This window comes from Yersinia frederiksenii ATCC 33641, from assembly GCF_000754805.1.
GTDB lineage: Bacteria > Pseudomonadota > Gammaproteobacteria > Enterobacterales > Enterobacteriaceae > Yersinia > Yersinia frederiksenii.
Genome location: NZ_KN150731.1, coordinates 3,218,437 through 3,239,705 on the forward strand (window position 1 = coordinate 3,218,437; position 21,269 = coordinate 3,239,705).

The window sequence follows — 21,269 nt, forward strand, 5'->3', positions numbered from 1 at the left end:
TCAGCCTCCGGCAATCGCTTGGAATAGCAAAATGTTATCTCCGGTGCACAACTGATATTTTGCCCAGTCAGTGCGCGGAATGATGACCTGATTAATCGCCAGTGCCGTACCCGGCTGGTGGCGATTTAGCTGATTGAGTAGCTTGTCAACGGTGATGTTGACCTCCACCTCTAACGGCTGGTCATTGAGCATAATGAGCATGGAGTTTGTCGTCACAATCCACCTCCGCAGGCAGGACAATGTGCCGCCCGCGTGAGTTGCAGGGTGCTCCAGCTTTGCTGCTTACCATCGAATAGCCGCAGCTTGCCGCTTAATGGTGAAGGAAGCCCCGCCAACATTTTGATGGCTTCGAGAGCTTGCAAAGTGCCAATCACTCCCACGACTGGCCCCAATACGCCAGCTGTACGGCAGTTTCGCTGTGGCAGCTCTTTGTCTGGATAAAGGCAGGCATAGCAACCATGGGAATAGGGCGGCTCAATCACCAGCAACTGCCCACTGAACCCCACCGCACTGCCACTAATCAACGGTTTCTGCGCTTTAATGCAAGCCGCATTGACCTGATGGCGCGTCTCCATGTTGTCGCTGCAATCAAGTACCAAATCGACCCCAGCGACGGCATCAATCAATTCTTCTCCTGCGAGTCGCGTATCAAAGGCGATAGCTTCAATCAGTGGATTGAGACTTTGCAGATGGCGTTGTGCCAAGCGGGCTTTATTTTGGCTAAAAGAAGTGGAACTGATATCCGTGGTGCGATATAGGATTTGGCGCTGCAAATTAGTCAGTTCGAGCTGATCATCGTCAGCCAATAACAGCCGACCAATGCCCGCCGCCGCCAGATAAAGGGCCGCAGGGGAACCCAGACCACCCAGCCCGACAATCAATACACTGGCACTTTTCAGCTTCAATTGACCTTCAGGGCCAATGTCTTCGAGCAACAATTGACGGCTGTAGCGCAAGAATTCACTGTCACTCAACTCATGCTTGTTGATCATCGCTCAACTCCTTACCCTCAATCAGGTGCAGCAATTGTGCAGTTGCTTGCTGCCAATCATCAGCCTGAGTAATGGCACTGACCACTGCCACACTGCCGACGCCGGTTGCCAATACCGCAGGGACTCGCGCGATACTGATGCCACCGATAGCCACGGTGGGGTAATCAGGGGTGTTATCGACCATCTGTTTGAGCACCGCCAGCCCCTGAGGGGATGACGGCATCTGCTTGGTTTGGGTCGGGAAGATATGCCCCATCGCGATATAGGACGGCCGCACTGCCTTGGCGATTGCCAGCTCATGCTCATCGTGGGTGGAAACACCCAGCCGTAATCCGGCCTGTTGAATAGCCGCTAAATCAGTGGTTTCCAGATCTTCCTGCCCCAGATGAACACCATAAGCGCCATGCTTAATCGCCAACCGCCAATAATCATTGATAAATAACCGCGCCTGATAGCGTTTACCCAACTCAATGGCAGCAGCAATATCTTGTTCGACCTGTGCATCCGCTAAATCTTTAATGCGCAGTTGGATGGTGGTCACGCCCGCGGCCAATAGCCGCTCTATCCACAGTAGTGAATCCACAACGGGGTACAACCCAAGGCGCTGTTTGGTTGCTGGGAAGCCTTGCTCAGTAGAAAATGAAGCACGATCAGACGGGTTCATTATTTGCCTCCGTTTTCAGATTGGCTGGGCTGTGGTACAGCTCACTGCCACGGGAGCGGAACTCGGTCGACATCTGCTCCATGCCGGATTGCAAAACTTCTATTGGCTGAGCTGGGGTTTCTTGCACTGTCGCCAGTTCTTGCTTAGCAGCATAGTCGCGCACTTCTTGTGAAATCTTCATCGAGCAGAATTTCGGCCCACACATTGAGCAGAAGTGAGCCACTTTTCCTGACTCTTGCGGCAGAGTTTCATCGTGATAAGCTCGGGCGGTTTCTGGATCGAGTGCCAAATTGAACTGATCTTCCCAGCGGAATTCGAAGCGGGCTTTTGACATGGCATTATCGCGGATCTGTGCACCGGGGTGGCCTTTCGCCAGATCTGCTGCATGGGCCGCAATTTTATAAGTGATAAGCCCTTGCTTCACATCATCTTTATTGGGTAGGCCAAGATGCTCTTTGGGGGTGACATAGCACAACATGGCGCAACCAAACCAACCAATCATGGCGGCTCCAATACCTGAGGTAAAGTGGTCATAGCCGGGAGCAATATCCGTGGTCAATGGGCCTAAGGTATAAAACGGAGCTTCGTGGCAATGCTCCAGTTCTTCGGTCATATTGCGGCGAATCATCTGCATTGGCACATGCCCTGGGCCTTCAATCATCACCTGTACGTCATATTCCCAGGCAATTTTGGTCAATTCCCCCAAGGTATGTAACTCAGCGAATTGGGCTTCATCATTGGCGTCCTGAATAGAACCAGGGCGCAAACCATCACCCAGAGACAATGAAACATCATAGGCCGCACAAATTTGGCAAATCTCGCGGAAGTGCTGATAGAGAAAGTTTTCCTGATGATGAGAGAGGCACCATTTCGCCATAATTGACCCGCCGCGAGAGACAATTCCGGTCAATCGTTTGGCTGTCATCGGTACGTAACGCAGCAGCACACCGGCATGAATAGTAAAGTAATCAACCCCTTGCTCAGCCTGCTCTAATAGAGTGTCGCGGAATATTTCCCAGGTCAGGTTTTCAGCCACCCCATTGACTTTTTCCAGTGCCTGATAGATAGGAACCGTGCCGATAGGTACTGGGCTGTTACGCAAAATCCATTCACGAGTTTCATGAATATAACGACCGGTGGACAAATCCATCACGGTATCTGCACCCCAGCGGGTAGACCACACCAGTTTTTCTACTTCTTCTTCAATGGAGGAGGTCACGGCTGAGTTACCGATATTGGCATTCACTTTCACGAGAAAGTTGCGGCCAATGATCATAGGCTCAGATTCAGGGTGGTTAATGTTGGCGGGGATAATCGCACGACCGGCGGCTACTTCTTGGCGAACAAACTCCGGCGTGATGTTTTCCGGCAAATTGGCACCAAAGGCTTGCCCCGGATGCTGGTGGCGTAATACTGCACCGCGAATTCGCTCACGGCCCATATTTTCTCGCAGGGCGATAAATTCCATCTCCGGTGTCACTTTACCGGCTCTGGCGTAATGCAATTGCGTGACACATTTGCCATCAATAGCTTTTTTAGGGCGTGGGAGATGCTCAAAACGCAAATGGTCCAAACCTTCATCAGCCAAGCGCTGCTGGGTAAAGCCAGAGCTGAGGGTGGTTAGTGCCTCGGTATCTAGGCGATCGGCTATCCAGCTATCACGCAATTTGGGTAAACCGGCATGGACATCCAGTTTGGCGCTTGGGTCGCCATAAGGGCCGGAAGTGTCATAAACCGGAATAGCTTCGTTATCTTCATAATGTGGGGAGTCTTTGCTGCCGCCGATCATAGTCGGACTGAGCTGGATCTCACGCATGGGGACTTGAATATCGGGCCGTGAGCCTTGCAGATAAATTCGTTGCGAGTTAGGGAAAGTTACCCCTTGCAGGGTATCGATAAATTGTTGCGCCTCTTCGCGTACTTGTTTACGTGGTATAGCTTTACGCGGGAGTGATGAGTTTTGGGTGATATTATTAGACATAGCAAATTCCTACCAGTGTGGTTTATAGGGAAAATTGCTTGTCTGGAGCTTGGCGGGAGTAACGATGTTTGCCAGTGACCGGCAGCCACCTGTAAGGGGAAGACGGGCCTGTAGCGATAAATTACTCTTGTTCCCTTCGCGGGTATTAACCCGATCAGGTTCCGCGGATCCCGAATTAACGGTCTCAGCCTGCGTTTGCTTCCCTAAGAAAGCAGGTGCTAGGCACTCCGACAAGAGCCTTGAGTATATGAGGTTATCTTAAAACTACAACCCCATCAGAATAATTGGCTTATTACATATCACTAATATCAATTTGCTTTTGTTTGCAGATCAATCGACTGAGCGGCTTGCCATGATTCGGCTGCCCATTGAATTAATTGATCTTCTAGCCTGAAACGGGCATCGAGGGCTTCGCCGATATCGGATAAAGCCTGTTGAAACTCGGTGCAGCTATCTTGGTCTATTTCAATGTTTGTATAACGATCATGGAATGCCATGATAGTTTGAGTGTTATTTTTTAAGGCAGGATAAACTTTGGTCGTCAGCGCCATTTTCGGGCTGGATGCGCCTTCTACCTGTTTGATAATTCTATCGTAGATATGAAAATGCCCTGAAGAGAGATAATCCACCAGATTATGGCAAAAGTTCTCCAGCGCTTTTTCATTAAGCGGGGTATGCTTTTCTTTTTGCGGCTTAATACCGATCACTGCGCAATACGAGACTAAAAGTTCTTTACGTGCATGAAGCCATTGATCAATTAATTCATTACTGCCGCCAACGCGTTGAGTCAGGCTTTCCAGTCGGTTGAGCATAAGCGACTCCATGAGTAAGAATACGTCAATATGGGTTACGGAAATGTAACAAACCAGATTCTAGATTGCCAGTGAAGTCGAGGTTGTGCAACAACGATATGGAACTACAACTTACAGGTAAAGAAAGTGGCTGGTGGATTGTCAGTCATGAAAACAAATTATGGTTACCAAAAGGGGAGTTACCGCAAGGTAATGCCGCCAATTGGTCATTACAAGGCGCAACCGCCAGACAGATTGGTGAATGGCAAGGACAGGCTGTTTGGCTTATCCGCCAGCAGATGTCCACGGATATGGGGTCAGTGCGGCAATTACTGGATGTAGACCGCAGTTTATTCCAATTAGCTGGGCGTGGTGTGCAATTAGCGGAGTTTTATCGCTCTCATCGCTATTGTGGTTATTGTGGTCATCAAATGCATGCCAGCCGGACTGAGTGGGCTTGCCTGTGTAACCACTGCCGTGAACGCTACTATCCGCAAATCGCCCCTTGCGTCATTGTCGCCATTCGCCGTGGTGATGAAATGTTATTGGCGCAGCATGTTCGCCATCGTGGTGGTATTAATACTGTGCTGGCCGGGTTTGTCGAAGTCGGCGAAACCTTGGAACAGGCTGCCTCCCGTGAAGTTTTGGAAGAAAGTAATATCCACATTAAAAATCTGCGTTATGTGACATCACAACCCTGGCCGTTCCCGCATTCGCTAATGATGGCGTTTATGGCGGATTATGACCACGGCGAGCTGCGCCATGACCCTAAAGAGCTGCTGAATGCCGGTTGGTATCGTTATGACCAATTGCCATTATTGCCACCGCCGGGCACCGTGGCGCGTCGGCTGATTGAAGATACCGTAGCATTGTGTCGCAGCGAGCAGGACAGCTAAAGCTGGCATGCTACAATAGCGCCAGATAACTAAGGGAGCCCCACATGAATGAGTTGAAAAACGATCGCTATCTGCGTGCTTTATTACGCCAACCGGTAGATATAACCCCGGTGTGGATGATGCGCCAGGCAGGCCGCTATTTGCCAGAATATAAAGCCACTCGTGCTGTAGCCGGGGATTTTATGTCACTGTGCAAAAATGCTGAATTGGCCTGTGAAGTAACGATGCAACCATTGCGTCGTTATCCGCTTGATGCGGCGATTTTATTTTCTGACATTCTGACTATTCCTGATGCTATGGGATTGGGACTCTATTTTGAAACGGGTGAAGGCCCGCGTTTCCAATCTCCTATTACCTGCCGCGCCGATGTTGAAAAACTTCCCATTCCTGACCCGGAACAGGAGTTGGGCTATGTCATGAACGCGGTAAGAACTATTCGTCGTGAGTTAGCAGGAGCAGTACCATTAATTGGTTTCTCCGGCAGTCCGTGGACACTGGCAACCTATATGGTCGAGGGCGGTAGCAGTAAGGCCTTTACTAAATTGAAGAAAATGATGTATGCCGAGCCGAAAACTTTACACCTGCTGCTGGATAAACTGGCTGAAAGCGTCATTTTGTATCTCAATGCTCAAATTAAAGCCGGCGCGCAATCCGTTATGATCTTTGATACCTGGGGTGGGGTGCTGACCGGGCGTGATTATGCTGAATTTTCATTGAGTTATATGCATAAAATTGTCGATGGTCTGATCCGCGAAAATGACGGACGGCGAGTGCCGGTGACCTTATTCACCAAAGGCGGTGGACAATGGCTGGAAGCAATGGCGGCTACCGGTTGTGATGCCTTGGGGCTGGATTGGACCACGGACATCGCTGATGCGCGTCGCCGTGTGGGCGATAAAGTTGCTCTGCAAGGTAATATGGACCCTTCCATCCTTTATGCTCCACCTGCGCGTATTGAGCAGGAAGTTAGCACGATTTTGGCTGGTTTTGGTCAGGGGGAAGGGCATGTCTTTAATCTGGGGCACGGTATTCATCAGGATGTTCCACCAGAGCATGCAGGGGCTTTTGTTGACGCGGTGCATCGTTTATCCAAGCCATATCATCAATAAGTTAGCGGGCAACTAGACTGATGGTTGATACTCAAGCACTACGAGCAGAACAGCGACAACGAGCATCTGAAGTGTGTCTTCAAGATGATATTGCTAGCAGCTCGGTGCGCTTTATTGCTGGTGCGGATGTCGGTTTTGAGCAGCAAGGGGAGGTTACCCGTGCTGCTATCGCAGTCTTACGCTACCCTTCACTCGAGCTTGTGGAGTATCAGATTGCCCGAGTAGCAACTTCACTGCCGTATATCCCCGGTTTACTTTCTTTTCGTGAATATCCTGCATTATTAGCTGCTTGGCAGCAGTTACAGCAACGGCCTGATTTGGTTTTTGTTGATGGGCAGGGTATCGCGCATCCCCGTCGTTTAGGGGTTGCCAGCCATTTTGGTTTGCTCGTTGATGTCCCTACCATTGGTGTTGCCAAAAGCCGTTTGTGTGGGCACTTTCAACCATTGGAGAGTGAAAGTGGTGCCTTACAGCCGCTGGTGGATGGTGATGAGCAACTTGGCTGGGTATGGCGTAGTAAAGCTCGCTGTAATCCATTGTTTATTTCGCCTGGTCATCGGGTAAGTGTGAACCGTGCGCTGGAATGGGTTCAGCATTGTATGGCGGGTTACCGTTTGCCAGAGCCGACGCGTTGGGCAGATGCTATCGCATCAAACCGTCCGCAATTTCAGCGTTGGATATGGAAAAATCCTGATTTGCTTGGCAAGCATAGGGATATGATTTAATTTCGGGTACACTGCCGCGCAGATAATGAATAATGAGAACTCATCATGATACGTAATCCGATTCATCTACGTCTCGAAAAGCTAGAAAGTTGGCAACATCTGACGTTCATGGCTTGCTTATGCGAGCGGATGTATCCCAACTATCAGCAATTTTGCTTGGAAACCGAGTTCGGTGATCCGGCTGTTTACCGACGTATTCTGGATCTTATCTGGGAAACATTGGTGGTAAAAGACGCTAAGGTCAATTTTGATAGCCAGTTAGAGAAATTGGAAGAGGCAATTCCTTCCGCTGATGACTATGCTATCTACGGTGTTTACCCTGCTATCGATGCTTGTATTGCATTAAGTGAAGCTATTCATTCGCGTTTGAGTGGCGAAACTCTGGAACATGCTATCGCTATCAGTGAAACGTCAATCCGCACGGTTGCGATGCTGGAAATGACGTTGGCCGGTAAAGAAATGACCGATGAAGAACTGAAAATCCTGCCCGCGATTGAAGAAGAATGGGATATCCAATGGGAGATTTTCCGCCTGTTAGCTGACTGCGAAGAGCGCGACCTAGATCTGATCAAAGGGTTACGATCTGACCTGCGGGAAGCGGCTGTTAGCAACATTGGCATAAATTTAACGCAATAAGGCAAGAAAACGTGATTTAACGCCTGATTTGTCACGTCTTAAGGCTTCACATCTGCCCCCTGTCTGTTCTACATTTGGGGGGCGAAAAAAAGTGGCTATCGGTGCGTGTATGCAGGAGAGTGCTGTCAATCGGCATATCCGTCGCACTCGATGCTTTGCAAACGATAAACACACTGTAAGGATAACTTATGAATAAGACTCAACTGATTGACGTAATCGCGGACAAAGCGGACCTTTCCAAAGTACAAGCTAAAGCAGCTTTGGAGTCCACACTGGCTGCAATTACCGAATCTCTGAAAGACGGTGATCCAGTACAATTGGTTGGTTTCGGTACTTTTAAAGTAAACCATCGTAATGAGCGCACTGGCCGCAACCCACAAACCGGTAAAGAAATCAAAATTGCTGCAGCTAATGTGCCAGCGTTTGTTTCTGGTAAAGCACTGAAAGACTCTGTTAAATAATAGTGTGTCAGTGAAAATAATAGACAGGGGGGTGACAAGGCCCCTTTTGTTTATGCAGCGGGTGCTGATGACCCTCGGTTTAGCCTTTGGTCTCAGCGCCTGTAGCAGCCAGTCAGGCACTCCTCAATTTAGTGCCAGCGGATATATCGCCGATAACGGTGTCGTTCGTTTATGGCGTCAGGATAATGCACAGCAGCAGCCACTCGTGTTGATGAGCGTCTATAGCCCCTATTCAGGGGATAATACCCGCGTGACCTTCTACGAATATCAAAATGGCCTATTACGGGAAATCCGGCGCAATGATTTGGGCCATAATCCGCAAAGTGTCGAATTACGTTTTGATGATCAAGGTCAGGTCAGTTTTATGCAGCGCCAGCTAGCGACACGGCGTGAGCAACTTTCTATGGATAATATTGCGGTTTATCAACTGGAAGCCAAGCGGATCCTGGAGCTGAGCAGTGCGCTGCGTGCCGGAAATGTTAGGTTAATTCAGGGGCGTTGGCAGGAGGGCATCGTTACGACCTGTGCTGGAAAGACACTACGTCTGAGTCTTGATGATAATTCGCAGGCATGGCTGAATAAGCGAGGCGCGAATAGCGCAGAACCTCTGGGTGTTGCATGGCTGGATTCACCTGAAGGCCAGCAATTACTGTTGGTTGCTAATCAGGATTTCTGTCGCTGGGAGCCTACTGCGGGCAGTTTGTAATATAAAGGGGCACAGCGAGCTACCCCTTTGAACGTGGCGACCATTATCTTTATCGCGAGTTATTTCCCGCGCGCAATCGCCCGATAGCCGATATCTTTACGGCAGAAAGCGCCTTCCCACTGAATACTTTCAGCAAGTTTGTAGGCATGTTGCTGTGCTTGAGCGACGGTTGCACCGAGCGCCGTGACACACAACACGCGACCACCGGCGGTCACAACATTATTCTGATCATCTAGCTTAGTTCCCGCGTGGAACACTTTCCCATCAGCGGTTTCTTGCTGTGGCAGCCCATAAATGACATCACCTTGACGATAATCAGCCGGATAACCGCCCGCGGCCAGCACGACACCCAGTGATGGGCGTTCATCCCACTCAGAGGTTTTCTCATTGAGTTTACCTTGAGCACCGGCTAGACAGAGCTCAACTAAATCTGAACGCATCCGCAGCATGATGGGCTGAGTTTCAGGGTCACCAAAACGACAATTGAATTCGATAACTTTGGGTTGTCCGTCAGCCGAAATCATCAAGCCCGCATAGAGGAAGCCAGTATACACGTTGCCTTCCGCCGCCATGCCGCGCACGGTTGGCCAGATAACTTGATCCATGACCCGTTGATGGACTTCATCAGTGACCACCGGCGCTGGAGAATAAGCGCCCATGCCGCCAGTATTCGGGCCGGTATCACCATCACCCACTCGCTTATGGTCTTGGCTGGTGGCCATTGGCAACACGTTCTCACCGTCAACCATCACAATAAAGCTGGCTTCTTCACCATCAAGGAACTCTTCTACCACAATACGGTGGCCTGCATCACCGAATGCATTGCCTGCCAGCATGTCATGAACGGCAGTTTCTGCCTCTTCTAAGGTCATGGCGACAATCACACCTTTACCCGCAGCTAACCCATCCGCTTTAATCACGATTGGAGCACCAATCTTGCGAACATAGGCTAAAGCAGGTTCGACCTCGGTGAAGTTTTGGTAAAACGCGGTTGGGATATTGTGGCGAGCCAGGAAGTCTTTGGTGAAAGCTTTGGACCCTTCTAACTGAGCGGCAGCTTGCGTTGGGCCAAAGATAGTCAGGCCAGCAGCACGGAAAGCATCAACGACACCAATCACTAACGGAGCTTCCGGGCCAACGATAGTCAGGCCAATGTCATTATTCTGGGCAAAAGCCAGTAAACCGGCGATATCAGTAGCGGCGATATCGACATTTTCTAGCCGAGGCTCCAGTGCCGTCCCCGCATTCCCCGGCGCGACATAAATTTTATCCGCCAAAGGAGACTGTGTTACTTTCCAGCCCAGCGCATGCTCGCGCCCGCCGTTGCCAATAATCAAAATATTCATTTGGGTCACTCCGTAGGATATACGCCAGAGCGCATACCCTACTTATATAAGAGGTTTAATTAATGACGGAAATGGCGCATGTCGGTGAAAATCATGGCAATACCGTGTTCATCAGCGGCAGCAATAACTTCGTCATCACGGATTGAGCCACCCGGCTGGATTACGCAGGTGATTCCCACGGCTGCTGCAGCATCAATACCGTCGCGGAATGGGAAGAAAGCATCAGAGGCCATTGCAGAACCTGCGACTTCCAAACCTTCATCGGCCGCTTTGATACCAGCTATTTTGGCGGAGTACACGCGGCTCATTTGGCCTGCGCCTATACCGATAGTCATATTGTCACGCGCATAAACAATTGCGTTGGATTTTACGAATTTGGCTACTTTCCAGCAAAACAGTGCATCACGCAGTTCCTGCTCGGTGGGCTGGCGTTTGGATACCACACGCAGATCCGCGGCGGTTACCATACCTAAATCGCGATCTTGCACCAGCAAACCGCCATTGACGCGTTTGAAGTCCAGCGCCGCAGTGCGTTCTTGCCACTGACCACAAGTCAGAACGCGAACATTCTGCTTGGCGGCTAACAGTGTCAAAGCTTCAGTACTAACCGATGGTGCAATAATCACTTCGACGAATTGACGGCTGATAATGGCGCTCGCCGTTTCGGCATCCAGTTCGCGGTTAAAGGCGATAATGCCGCCGAAAGCTGATGTCGGGTCAGTTTTATAAGCTTTATCGTAAGCCGCCAACAGAGAGTCAGCGATAGCGACACCACATGGGTTGGCATGTTTGACAATCACACAAGCGGGTTCACTGAACTCTTTCACACACTCAAGTGCGGCATCGGTATCGGCGATGTTGTTATAAGAGAGAGCCTTGCCTTGTAATTGTGTTGCAGTTGCAACGGATGCTTCTTTAACATCTTCTTCTATATAGAAAGCGGCATGCTGGTGGCTGTTCTCACCGTAACGCATATCTTGTTTCTTTATATAGTTAAGATTCAGAGTCCGTGGGAAGCGACCTGAAGGTTGTTCAGTGTCGCCATAATAAGGAGGAACCAGCGCGCCAAAGTAGTTGGCAATCATGCTGTCGTAGGCGGCGGTGTGTTCGAAAGCTTTAATCGCCAGGTCGAAACGGGTTGGATAAGTCAGTGAACCTTCATTCTCATCGAGCTCAGCAATAATCGCCGGGTAGTCGCTGCTCTTGACGACAATAGCAACATCTTTGTGGTTCTTAGCTGCTGAGCGCACCATGGTTGGGCCGCCGATATCGATATTCTCCACTGCATCTGCTAGTGAGCAATCAGGGCGGGCTACCGTCTGAGCAAATGGATATAAGTTCACAACCACAATATCAATTGGCTGAATGTCATGTTGGGCCATGATGCCATCATCTTGACCACGACGGCCTAGAATGCCGCCATGCACTTTGGGATGCAAAGTCTTAACGCGTCCGTCCATCATTTCCGGGAAACCGGTGTAATCTGAAACTTCAGTGACTGGCAGACCAGCATCAGCCAGCAGACGGGCAGTCCCGCCGGTAGAAAGTAGCTCGATACCACGTTGTGAAAGTGCAGTAGCGAATTCGATGATCCCGGCTTTGTCAGAGACACTGAGTAGAGCACGGCGGATTGGGCGGCGTTGTTGCATGGTTTTATCCCTTGGCTTTGGAGTCGCAATTGTTCTTCGCAATCGCTCAATAGAGCGTTATGTGGATCTCTTCTATCTATATAGCGCTATAAAGAGAAGAACAGATTCAGATAACGTCCCAAACTTTGCCAATAAGGTGACTCTTTTCGACGCGGGGAATTGTAGCGAAAACGATTGCGCGATGCTCGTCAATTTTGAGTTCAGATTCAATCTGTGGATAAGTTTGTGTACAACAGGGTATAAGGTGGGGTTTTGCTGTGGAATGCAGCAAACAGTCATTTTTATTGAAATTAGCGGTTGCGGGCAGCTCAGAACTCCCTATAATGCGCATCCATCGAGACGGCACACAACGAATCAAGTAGTTAAGTGACCGGCAAAGAAAACAGAGAAATTCAACGAAATTAGTAGTTGACTCTGAATGAGGAAAGCGTAATATGCGCACCTCGCGTTACCAACCACCGGTTGCTAACGCACTGCTCTTTAACAATTTATCAGACAATCTGTGTGGGCACTCGCAAGACGATATCGAAGCCTGTTTCGGCAGGCAGAAATAATATCAAAGTCTTGAAGAGTGACCAAAGCAGTACACATTTGAACTTCGGTTCGAATGCATATTTGCAGAAAGTAATCTTTGAGCATCGCTTTTAATTAAGCAAATCAAACAAATCTTAAATTGAAGAGTTTGATCATGGCTCAGATTGAACGCTGGCGGCAGGCCTAACACATGCAAGTCGAGCGGCAGCGGGAAGTAGTTTACTACTTTGCCGGCGAGCGGCGGACGGGTGAGTAATGTCTGGGAAACTGCCTGATGGAGGGGGATAACTACTGGAAACGGTAGCTAATACCGCATGACCTCGCAAGAGCAAAGTGGGGGACCTTCGGGCCTCACGCCATCGGATGTGCCCAGATGGGATTAGCTAGTAGGTGAGGTAATGGCTCACCTAGGCGACGATCCCTAGCTGGTCTGAGAGGATGACCAGCCACACTGGAACTGAGACACGGTCCAGACTCCTACGGGAGGCAGCAGTGGGGAATATTGCACAATGGGCGCAAGCCTGATGCAGCCATGCCGCGTGTGTGAAGAAGGCCTTCGGGTTGTAAAGCACTTTCAGCGAGGAGGAAGGGGTTGAGTTTAATACGCTCAATCATTGACGTTACTCGCAGAAGAAGCACCGGCTAACTCCGTGCCAGCAGCCGCGGTAATACGGAGGGTGCAAGCGTTAATCGGAATTACTGGGCGTAAAGCGCACGCAGGCGGTTTGTTAAGTCAGATGTGAAATCCCCGCGCTTAACGTGGGAACTGCATTTGAAACTGGCAAGCTAGAGTCTTGTAGAGGGGGGTAGAATTCCAGGTGTAGCGGTGAAATGCGTAGAGATCTGGAGGAATACCGGTGGCGAAGGCGGCCCCCTGGACAAAGACTGACGCTCAGGTGCGAAAGCGTGGGGAGCAAACAGGATTAGATACCCTGGTAGTCCACGCTGTAAACGATGTCGACTTGGAGGTTGTGCCCTTGAGGCGTGGCTTCCGGAGCTAACGCGTTAAGTCGACCGCCTGGGGAGTACGGCCGCAAGGTTAAAACTCAAATGAATTGACGGGGGCCCGCACAAGCGGTGGAGCATGTGGTTTAATTCGATGCAACGCGAAGAACCTTACCTACTCTTGACATCCACAGAACTTAGCAGAGATGCTTCGGTGCCTTCGGGAACTGTGAGACAGGTGCTGCATGGCTGTCGTCAGCTCGTGTTGTGAAATGTTGGGTTAAGTCCCGCAACGAGCGCAACCCTTATCCTTTGTTGCCAGCACGTAATGGTGGGAACTCAAAGGAGACTGCCGGTGACAAACCGGAGGAAGGTGGGGATGACGTCAAGTCATCATGGCCCTTACGAGTAGGGCTACACACGTGCTACAATGGCAGATACAAAGTGAAGCGAACTCGCGAGAGCAAGCGGACCACATAAAGTCTGTCGTAGTCCGGATTGGAGTCTGCAACTCGACTCCATGAAGTCGGAATCGCTAGTAATCGTAGATCAGAATGCTACGGTGAATACGTTCCCGGGCCTTGTACACACCGCCCGTCACACCATGGGAGTGGGTTGCAAAAGAAGTAGGTAGCTTAACCTTCGGGAGGGCGCTTACCACTTTGTGATTCATGACTGGGGTGAAGTCGTAACAAGGTAACCGTAGGGGAACCTGCGGTTGGATCACCTCCTTACCTGACGATACGCATTGCGCAGTGTCCACACAGATTGTCTGATAGAAAGTAACGAGCAAATAAGGCCGGGCTGAGAAATTAGTCGGGCTTTAGTACCTTGTTGGGTCTGTAGCTCAGGTGGTTAGAGCGCACCCCTGATAAGGGTGAGGTCGGTGGTTCAAGTCCACTCAGACCCACCAACTCACCATTCCCTGTTGAGTTGCAGCAATAAGGTGATTTTGCTTTTTATATGGGGCTATAGCTCAGCTGGGAGAGCGCCTGCCTTGCACGCAGGAGGTCAGCGGTTCGATCCCGCTTAGCTCCACCATATAAAAAAACTATTTCAAAACGTACTGCGGTCGAAAGACTCAGTGGGTTGTGAAATATTGCTCTTTAACAATCTGGAACAAGCTGAAAATTGAAACATTACAGCTGAAACTTATCTCTCCGTAGATGTACTGAGATAAGGAGTAACCTGTAATAGAGTCTCTCAAATAATCACAACGCAAGTTGTCGAAAGACACCTTCGGGTTGTGAGGTTAAGCGACTAAGCGTACACGGTGGATGCCTAGGCAGTCAGAGGCGATGAAGGGCGTGCTAATCTGCGAAAAGCGTCGGTAAGCTGATATGAAGCGTTACAACCGACGATACCCGAATGGGGAAACCCAGTGCAATTCGTTGCACTATTGCATGGTGAATACATAGCCATGCAAGGCGAACCGGGGGAACTGAAACATCTAAGTACCCCGAGGAAAAGAAATCAACCGAGATTCCCCCAGTAGCGGCGAGCGAACGGGGAGGAGCCCAGAGTCTGAATCAGTCTGTGTGTTAGTGGAAGCGTCTGGAAAGTCGCAGGGTACAGGGTGATACTCCCGTACACAAAAACACACTTACTGTGAACTCGATGAGTAGGGCGGGACACGTGACATCCTGTCTGAATATGGGGGGACCATCCTCCAAGGCTAAATACTCCTGACTGACCGATAGTGAACCAGTACCGTGAGGGAAAGGCGAAAAGAACCCCGGCGAGGGGAGTGAAATAGAACCTGAAACCGTGTACGTACAAGCAGTGGGAGCACCTTCGTGGTGTGACTGCGTACCTTTTGTATAATGGGTCAGCGACTTATATTTTGTAGCAAGGTTAACCGTATAGGGGAGCCGTAGGGAAACCGAGTCTTAACTGGGCGTCTAGTTGCAAGGTATAGACCCGAAACCCGGTGATCTAGCCATGGGCAGGTTGAAGGTTGGGTAACACTAACTGGAGGACCGAACCGACTAATGTTGAAAAATTAGCGGATGACTTGTGGCTGGGGGTGAAAGGCCAATCAAACCGGGAGATAGCTGGTTCTCCCCGAAAGCTATTTAGGTAGCGCCTCGTGAACTCATCTTCGGGGGTAGAGCACTGTTTCGGCTAGGGGGTCATCCCGACTTACCAAACCGATGCAAACTCCGAATACCGAAGAATGTTATCACGGGAGACACACGGCGGGTGCTAACGTCCGTCGTGAAGAGGGAAACAACCCAGACCGCCAGCTAAGGTCCCAAAGTCATGGTTAAGTGGGAAACGATGTGGGAAGGCATAGACAGCCAGGATGTTGGCTTAGAAGCAGCCATCATTTAAAGAAAGCGTAATAGCTCACTGGTCGAGTCGGCCTGCGCGGAAGATGTAACGGGGCTAAACCATGCACCGAAGCTGCGGCAGCGACGCTTAGGCGTTGTTGGGTAGGGGAGCGTTCTGTAAGCCGTTGAAGGTGGACTGTGAGGTCTGCTGGAGGTATCAGAAGTGCGAATGCTGACATAAGTAACGATAATGCGGGTGAAAAACCCGCACGCCGGAAGACCAAGGGTTCCTGTCCAACGTTAATCGGGGCAGGGTGAGTCGACCCCTAAGGCGAGGCTGAAAAGCGTAGTCGATGGGAAACAGGTTAATATTCCTGTACTCGGTGTTACTGCGAAGGGGGGACGGAGAAGGCTAGGCTAGCCGGGCGACGGTTGTCCCGGTTTAAGCATGTAGGCGGAGTGACCTGGTAAATCCGGTTGCTTATCAACGCTGAGGTGTGATGACGATGCACTACGGTGCAGAAGTAGTTGATGCCAAGCTTCCAGGAAAAGCCTCTAAGCATCAGGTAACATTGAATCGTACCCCAAACCGACACAGGTGGTCAGGTAGAGAATACTCAGGCGCTTGAGAGAACTCGGGTGAAGGAACTAGGCAAAATGGTGCCGTAACTTCGGGAGAAGGCACGCTGGCATTAGGTAAAGAGACTTGCTCTCGTAGCCGAAGCCAGTCGCAGATACCAGCTGGCTGCAACTGTTTAATAAAAACACAGCACTGTGCAAACACGAAAGTGGACGTATACGGTGTGACGCCTGCCCGGTGCTGGAAGGTTAATTGATGGGGTCAGCCGCAAGGCGAAGCTCTTGATCGAAGCCCCAGTAAACGGCGGCCGTAACTATAACGGTCCTAAGGTAGCGAAATTCCTTGTCGGGTAAGTTCCGACCTGCACGAATGGCGTAATGATGGCCAGGCTGTCTCCACCCGAGACTCAGTGAAATTGAACTCGCTGTGAAGATGCAGTGTACCCGCGGCAAGACGGAAAGACCCCGTGAACCTTTACTATAGCTTGACACTGAACATTGAGCCTTGATGTGTAGGATAGGTGGGAGGCATCGAAGTGTGGACGCCAGTCTGCATGGAGCCAACCTTGAAATACCACCCTTTAATGTTTGATGTTCTAACTCGGCCCCGTGATCCGGGGTGAGGACAGTGTCTGGTGGGTAGTTTGACTGGGGCGGTCTCCTCCCAAAGAGTAACGGAGGAGCACGAAGGTTAGCTAATCACGGTCGGACATCGTGAGGTTAGTGCAAAGGCATAAGCTAGCTTGACTGCGAGAGTGACGGCTCGAGCAGGTACGAAAGTAGGTCTTAGTGATCCGGTGGTTCTGAATGGAAGGGCCATCGCTCAACGGATAAAAGGTACTCCGGGGATAACAGGCTGATACCGCCCAAGAGTTCATATCGACGGCGGTGTTTGGCACCTCGATGTCGGCTCATCACATCCTGGGGCTGAAGTAGGTCCCAAGGGTATGGCTGTTCGCCATTTAAAGTGGTACGCGAGCTGGGTTTAGAACGTCGTGAGACAGTTCGGTCCCTATCTGCCGTGGGCGTTGGAAGATTGAGAGGGGCTGCTCCTAGTACGAGAGGACCGGAGTGGACGAATCACTGGTGTTCGGGTTGTCATGCCAATGGCACTGCCCGGTAGCTAAATTCGGAAGAGATAACCGCTGAAAGCATCTAAGCGGGAAACTTGCCTCGAGATGAGTCTTCCCTGGGGCTTTAAGCCCCCTGAAGGAACGTTAAAGACTATGACGTTGATAGGCTGGGTGTGTAAGTGCAGCGATGCATTGAGCTAACCAGTACTAATGATCCGTGAGGCTTAACCTTACAACACCAAAGGTGTTTTTGTTATTTGAGAATTGATTTTCAGCGATGTTTACAGATTGAATTGGCTGGCTGCGTGATAGACATCATGTGGCGGGTTGATTGAAACAGAATTTGCCTGGCGGCCATAGCGCGGTGGACCCACCTGAACCCATGCCGAACTCAGAAGTGAAACGCCGTAGCGCCGATGGTAGTGTGGGGTCTCCCCATGCGAGAGTAGGACACTGCCAGGCATCAAATTTAGCCGAGACCCCATGCCAAAAGCGTGGGGTTTTTGCTGTGTGGGATTTGGGATGTAAAAGAAAGCCTTCTGCTGCGCAGAGGGCTTTTTTTATGTCTGCAATTAGGGGGATTTGACGAAAGATGAATCGCATATGCTCAAATAGACTTTGTTATCATATTAAATCTTTCTGCCATTTTTATAATCTCAGCCACAGAAAAAAAACGTTATTGCCTTAAAATCATTGACTCTTAAATTGAAACGACGTTTTGATTATGGGGTTCAAATGAATGCTGGTCGATTTGCATATACAGCAGTATTGGTTGCAATGCTTAGCTGCACAGCAGTCCAGGCAAGTTCAGTGACATATCAAAAAGAAGCCATTACTGAAAATAACCTACCGGTATTTTATCCACAGCTTAAACAGCAGATGACTTACCAAAGTTCATGGCTGGCAGGAAAGTATACTGATTTTGCACTGTGGAAGAGTGATACCAGAAAAATCCTCAGACAGGCATTGCTCACTCCGGACTCAACCATTGCATTCTCTGCAGAAAAGCTAGATCAGCAAGATCGTGGAAACTATATTGCAGAGAAAATAGCTTTTAATATCACTGATGAAAGCCGAGTGCAGGGATTGTTATTAACACCTAAAACCAAAGGACCTCATCCAGCAATTGTTTTACTGCATGACCATGGCTCCAAATTTGATATTGGCAAAGAGAAAATGATTCGCCCATGGGGTGATAGTGCACAGCTTGCCTCGGCGCAGGCATGGTCTGACAAATTCTTTAGTGGTAAGTTTATTGGCGATGAATTAGCAAAACGTGGTTATGTGGTGCTATCCATTGATGCTATTGGCTGGGGTGATCGAGGGCCGATGAACTATGATCAGCAGCAAGCTTTGGCCAGTAACTTCTTTAATCTGGGCCGCTCATTAGCTGGCACTATGGCTTATGAGGATATGCGAACTGTTGATTTCTTGGCAACATTGCCATCGGTTGACCAGAAACACATCGGTGTTCTGGGCTTTTCTATGGGGGCATATCGCGCCTGGCAGCTGGCTGCACTGTCAGATAAAGTCGCTGTAACCGCTGCTATATCGTGGTTTGGTAACTACCAAGGTTTGATGACACCGGGTAATAATGTACTCCGCGGGCAATCCGCCTTTTATATGCTTCATCCCGGCATCGCCAATAAGTTAGATTTCCCTGATATCGCCAGCTTAGCGGCACCGAAACCAATGCTGCTTTTTAATGGTGGAAAAGATAAGTTATTTCCATCAGATGCAGTAGAACAGGCGTACAGCAAAGTGCATGCTGTTTGGCGTTCACAAAATGCTGAGTCCCGATTAGTGACTCGCAATTGGCCCGCATTGGGGCATGTTTTTTATCAAGAACAACAAGCAGTGGTTTTCCCGTGGTTAGATCGCTGGTTAAAACCATAAAAAAAGGCCCCTAGGGGCCTTTTATAGAGTGAACGTTATTAGTGCGAACTGCTTTGAGAAATACCCAAGCCGGTTTGTGAACGAACAAACTGTGCTTTGAAGCGTAGGCGTTCTTGCTGCCCCTCTTCTGAATTATCGGTAATGGAGAAGAACCATATCCCAACGAAGGCCACTATCATTGAGAACAATGCAGGGTATTCGTACGGATAGATGGGTTTTGCATGTCCTAATATAGTAACCCAGATGGTTGGGCCCAGAATCATCAGGATAACGGCGGTTAATAACCCCAGCCAGCCGCCAATCATTGCTCCACGAGTGGTCAGTCTTGACCAATACATCGAGATGAAAATGATTGGGAAGTTACAGCTGGCGGCAATGGAGAATGCCAAACCTACCATGAAGGCAATGTTTTGTTTTTCAAACAGAATACCTAAGCCAATAGCAACGAATCCTAAAACGACAACTGTAATTTTAGAGACTCTCAGCTCATCGCGCTCACGAGCTTTGCCCTTCTTAATCACACTGGCATAAAGGTCATGAGACACAGCAGATGCACCGGCTAATGTCAGGCCAGCGACGACGGCGAGAATAGTCGCAAAGGCCACTGCTGAGATAAAGCCGAGGAAGAAGCTCCCTCCGACTGCATCAGCCAGATGGACTGCCGCCATATTGTTGCCGCCGAGTAACGCGCCAGCCGCATCTTTAAAGGCAGGGTTCGGGCCAACCAACAAGATGGCGCCAAATCCAATGATGAAGGTCAATATGTAGAAGTAACCGATAAAGCCAGTGGCATAGAACACACTTTTTCGAGCTTCTTTAGCATCACTGACAGTGAAGAAACGCATCAGAATATGGGGCAAACCGGCAGTACCAAACATCAATGCCAGACCAAGAGACAGTGCGGATATTGGGTCTGATACCAATCCCCCAGGGCTCATGATAGACAGACCTTTAGGATGAACTTTGACGGCTTCGCTAAATAGTGTGTTGAAGTTGAAGTTAACAGACTTCATAACCATGATGGCCATAAAGGATGCACCGGCCAGCAGCAATACCGCCTTGATTATTTGTACCCATGTCGTGGCCAACATGCCACCAAACAAAACGTACAGCACCATCAGGATACCCACTAATACCACGGCGACGTGATAGTTGAGGCCGAATAATAACTCGATTAATTTACCAGCACCGACCATTTGCGCGATCAGATACAGAGCCACAACCACTAATGAGCCACAGGCTGATAGAGTGCGGATAGGTCGTTGTTTCAACCGGTAAGATGCCACATCAGCAAAAGTATAGCGGCCCAAGTTACGCAAGCGTTCGGCGATTAAGAATAGAATGATTGGCCACCCGATAAGGAATCCGATGGAGTAAATCAAGCCATCGTAACCGGAGGTATAGACCAATGCGGAAATACCGAGGAATGATGCCGCAGACATAAAGTCACCGGCGATCGCCAAACCATTTTGGAAACCGGTAATACGCCCGCCAGCAGTGTAATAGTCTTGTCGGGAGCGGGTACGTTTTGATGCCCAATAAGTAATATATAGTGTCGCGCCAACAAACAGAACGAACATAACGATCGCCTGAATATTGAGCGGCTGGCGATGAACTTCGCCAGTAATTGCATCTGCCTGTGACAGCGCAGGCAGAGCCAATAAGGAGAGTACGGACCAATGGCGAGTCTTCATTGCTTCACCTCACGAAGAATTTCTGCCGTCAGACGGTCAAACTCGCCATTAGCACGAATAACGTAAATACCGGTAAGAACAAAAGAAATTACAATCAGCCCCACACCGACGGGAATACCGCGAGTAATGCTGGACCCAGCATAGAGCGGGGTGCCGAGCCATTGTGGTTCGAAAGCAATAAGGAAAATGAAACCGACATATAACGCGAGGGTAATCAGCGACAGGAGCCAGGCAAAGCGACTACGCTTTTGCACCAGCTCTTTGAAGCTCGGGTTATTTTCAATCTCTTGATAAATGTTGTCATTCATCAGAGTCTCTC

16 protein-coding genes, 2 tRNA genes, 3 rRNA genes and 1 riboswitch are annotated in these 21,269 nt (G+C 49.7%); of the genes, 12 read left to right on the forward strand and 9 right to left on the reverse strand.

Features of this window, described 5'->3' with window-relative positions:
- The 5 genes from thiS to DJ58_RS07505 form a co-directional block, all read right to left on the reverse strand.
- A complete protein-coding gene (gene thiS, locus DJ58_RS07525) occupies positions 1–216 on the reverse strand; it encodes a sulfur carrier protein ThiS (protein WP_032912039.1) in 216 nt (71 codons plus the stop codon).
- Entirely contained in the window at positions 213–992 is a 780-nt protein-coding gene (locus DJ58_RS07520; protein WP_032912041.1) for a HesA/MoeB/ThiF family protein, read from the reverse strand. Before DJ58_RS07520 ends, thiS begins: the two co-directional genes overlap by 4 nt.
- Entirely contained in the window at positions 976–1,656 is a 681-nt protein-coding gene (gene thiE, locus DJ58_RS07515; protein ID WP_032912042.1) for a thiamine phosphate synthase, read from the reverse strand. Before thiE ends, DJ58_RS07520 begins: the two co-directional genes overlap by 17 nt.
- The gene (gene thiC, locus DJ58_RS07510; RefSeq protein ID WP_004712414.1) at positions 1,643–3,637 is read right to left on the reverse strand and encodes a phosphomethylpyrimidine synthase ThiC; all 1,995 of its coding nucleotides are present in this window, start codon (positions 3,635–3,637) and stop codon (positions 1,643–1,645) included. Before thiC ends, thiE begins: the two co-directional genes overlap by 14 nt.
- A gap of 114 nt (positions 3,638–3,751) precedes the next feature.
- Positions 3,752–3,877, reverse strand: a riboswitch (TPP riboswitch).
- Between the two features lie 68 nt (positions 3,878–3,945).
- Entirely contained in the window at positions 3,946–4,449 is a 504-nt protein-coding gene (locus DJ58_RS07505; protein ID WP_004712415.1) for an Rsd/AlgQ family anti-sigma factor, read from the reverse strand.
- Positions 4,450–4,547: 98 nt separating this feature from the next.
- Between DJ58_RS07505 and nudC the strand changes: the two genes are divergently transcribed.
- From nudC to DJ58_RS07475, 6 genes are all read left to right on the forward strand, one after another.
- Complete coding sequence (gene nudC / locus DJ58_RS07500; RefSeq protein ID WP_004712416.1) at positions 4,548–5,324, forward strand: NAD(+) diphosphatase; 777 nt, start codon at positions 4,548–4,550, stop codon at positions 5,322–5,324.
- 44 nt (positions 5,325–5,368) lie between these two features.
- Positions 5,369–6,433: a uroporphyrinogen decarboxylase gene (gene hemE / locus DJ58_RS07495; RefSeq protein WP_004712417.1), complete on the forward strand. Its 1,065-nt coding sequence runs from the start codon at positions 5,369–5,371 to the stop codon at positions 6,431–6,433.
- A 20-nt stretch (positions 6,434–6,453) separates the two neighbouring features.
- A complete protein-coding gene (gene nfi, locus DJ58_RS07490; protein ID WP_004712418.1) occupies positions 6,454–7,158 on the forward strand; it encodes a deoxyribonuclease V in 705 nt (234 codons plus the stop codon).
- Positions 7,159–7,203: 45 nt separating this feature from the next.
- Positions 7,204–7,794, forward strand: a complete 591-nt coding sequence (locus DJ58_RS07485) for a YjaG family protein (protein ID WP_005166074.1) — start codon at positions 7,204–7,206, stop codon at positions 7,792–7,794.
- Positions 7,795–7,982: 188 nt separating this feature from the next.
- Positions 7,983–8,255: a nucleoid-associated protein HU-alpha gene (gene hupA, locus DJ58_RS07480; RefSeq protein WP_004712420.1), complete on the forward strand. Its 273-nt coding sequence runs from the start codon at positions 7,983–7,985 to the stop codon at positions 8,253–8,255.
- 52 nt (positions 8,256–8,307) lie between these two features.
- A complete protein-coding gene (locus DJ58_RS07475) occupies positions 8,308–8,961 on the forward strand; it encodes a DUF1481 domain-containing protein (RefSeq protein ID WP_004712421.1) in 654 nt (217 codons plus the stop codon).
- Between the two features lie 59 nt (positions 8,962–9,020).
- Here DJ58_RS07475 and purD read toward each other — a convergent pair whose 3' ends face one another.
- Together purD and purH are read right to left on the reverse strand one after the other, a co-directional pair.
- Positions 9,021–10,307, reverse strand: a complete 1,287-nt coding sequence (gene purD / locus DJ58_RS07470; protein ID WP_004712422.1) for a phosphoribosylamine--glycine ligase — start codon at positions 10,305–10,307, stop codon at positions 9,021–9,023.
- A gap of 59 nt (positions 10,308–10,366) precedes the next feature.
- Complete coding sequence (gene purH / locus DJ58_RS07465; RefSeq protein ID WP_004712423.1) at positions 10,367–11,956, reverse strand: bifunctional phosphoribosylaminoimidazolecarboxamide formyltransferase/IMP cyclohydrolase; 1,590 nt, start codon at positions 11,954–11,956, stop codon at positions 10,367–10,369.
- A 670-nt stretch (positions 11,957–12,626) separates the two neighbouring features.
- Here purH and DJ58_RS07460 point away from each other — a divergent pair.
- From DJ58_RS07460 to DJ58_RS07435, 6 genes are all read left to right on the forward strand, one after another.
- A 16S ribosomal RNA gene (locus tag DJ58_RS07460) occupies positions 12,627–14,169 on the forward strand.
- Positions 14,170–14,271: 102 nt separating this feature from the next.
- Positions 14,272–14,348: transfer RNA gene (locus DJ58_RS07455), tRNA-Ile, on the forward strand.
- A 52-nt stretch (positions 14,349–14,400) separates the two neighbouring features.
- A tRNA-Ala gene (locus tag DJ58_RS07450) sits at positions 14,401–14,476 on the forward strand.
- A 209-nt stretch (positions 14,477–14,685) separates the two neighbouring features.
- Positions 14,686–17,592, forward strand: a 23S ribosomal RNA gene (locus DJ58_RS07445).
- A gap of 114 nt (positions 17,593–17,706) precedes the next feature.
- A 5S ribosomal RNA gene (gene rrf / locus DJ58_RS07440) occupies positions 17,707–17,822 on the forward strand.
- The 16S, 23S and 5S rRNA genes sit together here with 2 tRNA genes alongside, the layout of an rRNA operon.
- Positions 17,823–18,095: 273 nt before the next feature.
- Positions 18,096–19,256, forward strand: a complete 1,161-nt coding sequence (locus DJ58_RS07435) for a dienelactone hydrolase family protein (RefSeq protein WP_032910355.1) — start codon at positions 18,096–18,098, stop codon at positions 19,254–19,256.
- Between the two features lie 38 nt (positions 19,257–19,294).
- Here DJ58_RS07435 and actP read toward each other — a convergent pair whose 3' ends face one another.
- Complete coding sequence (actP, locus tag DJ58_RS07430; protein WP_032910356.1) at positions 19,295–20,950, reverse strand: cation/acetate symporter ActP; 1,656 nt, start codon at positions 20,948–20,950, stop codon at positions 19,295–19,297.
- Positions 20,947–21,258 (reverse strand): DUF485 domain-containing protein, encoded by a 312-nt coding sequence (locus DJ58_RS07425; protein ID WP_004706915.1) that lies wholly within the window; start codon positions 21,256–21,258, stop codon positions 20,947–20,949. The genes actP and DJ58_RS07425 overlap by 4 nt, the downstream gene beginning before the upstream one ends.
- Between the last annotated feature and the right edge of the window lie 11 nt (positions 21,259–21,269).

Bases quoted from the DNA above. Each gene is read 5' to 3' on its own strand.
- DJ58_RS07520 (WP_032912041.1), bottom strand. From the start codon at position 992: ATGATCAACAAGCATGAGTTGAGTGACAGTGAATTCTTGCGCTACAGC.
- thiE (WP_032912042.1), bottom strand. From the start codon at position 1,656: ATGAACCCGTCTGATCGTGCTTCATTTTCTACTGAGCAAGGCTTCCCA.
- thiC (WP_004712414.1), bottom strand. From the start codon at position 3,637: ATGTCTAATAATATCACCCAAAACTCATCACTCCCGCGTAAAGCTATA.
- DJ58_RS07505 (WP_004712415.1), bottom strand. From the start codon at position 4,449: ATGCTCAACCGACTGGAAAGCCTGACTCAACGCGTTGGCGGCAGTAAT.
- nudC (WP_004712416.1), top strand. From the start codon at position 4,548: ATGGAACTACAACTTACAGGTAAAGAAAGTGGCTGGTGGATTGTCAGT.
- hemE (WP_004712417.1), top strand. From the start codon at position 5,369: ATGAATGAGTTGAAAAACGATCGCTATCTGCGTGCTTTATTACGCCAA.
- nfi (WP_004712418.1), top strand. From the start codon at position 6,454: ATGGTTGATACTCAAGCACTACGAGCAGAACAGCGACAACGAGCATCT.
- DJ58_RS07485 (WP_005166074.1), top strand. From the start codon at position 7,204: ATGATACGTAATCCGATTCATCTACGTCTCGAAAAGCTAGAAAGTTGG.
- hupA (WP_004712420.1), top strand. From the start codon at position 7,983: ATGAATAAGACTCAACTGATTGACGTAATCGCGGACAAAGCGGACCTT.
- DJ58_RS07475 (WP_004712421.1), top strand. From the start codon at position 8,308: ATGCAGCGGGTGCTGATGACCCTCGGTTTAGCCTTTGGTCTCAGCGCC.
- purD (WP_004712422.1), bottom strand. From the start codon at position 10,307: ATGAATATTTTGATTATTGGCAACGGCGGGCGCGAGCATGCGCTGGGC.
- purH (WP_004712423.1), bottom strand. From the start codon at position 11,956: ATGCAACAACGCCGCCCAATCCGCCGTGCTCTACTCAGTGTCTCTGAC.
- DJ58_RS07435 (WP_032910355.1), top strand. From the start codon at position 18,096: ATGAATGCTGGTCGATTTGCATATACAGCAGTATTGGTTGCAATGCTT.
- actP (WP_032910356.1), bottom strand. From the start codon at position 20,950: ATGAAGACTCGCCATTGGTCCGTACTCTCCTTATTGGCTCTGCCTGCG.
- DJ58_RS07425 (WP_004706915.1), bottom strand. From the start codon at position 21,258: ATGAATGACAACATTTATCAAGAGATTGAAAATAACCCGAGCTTCAAA.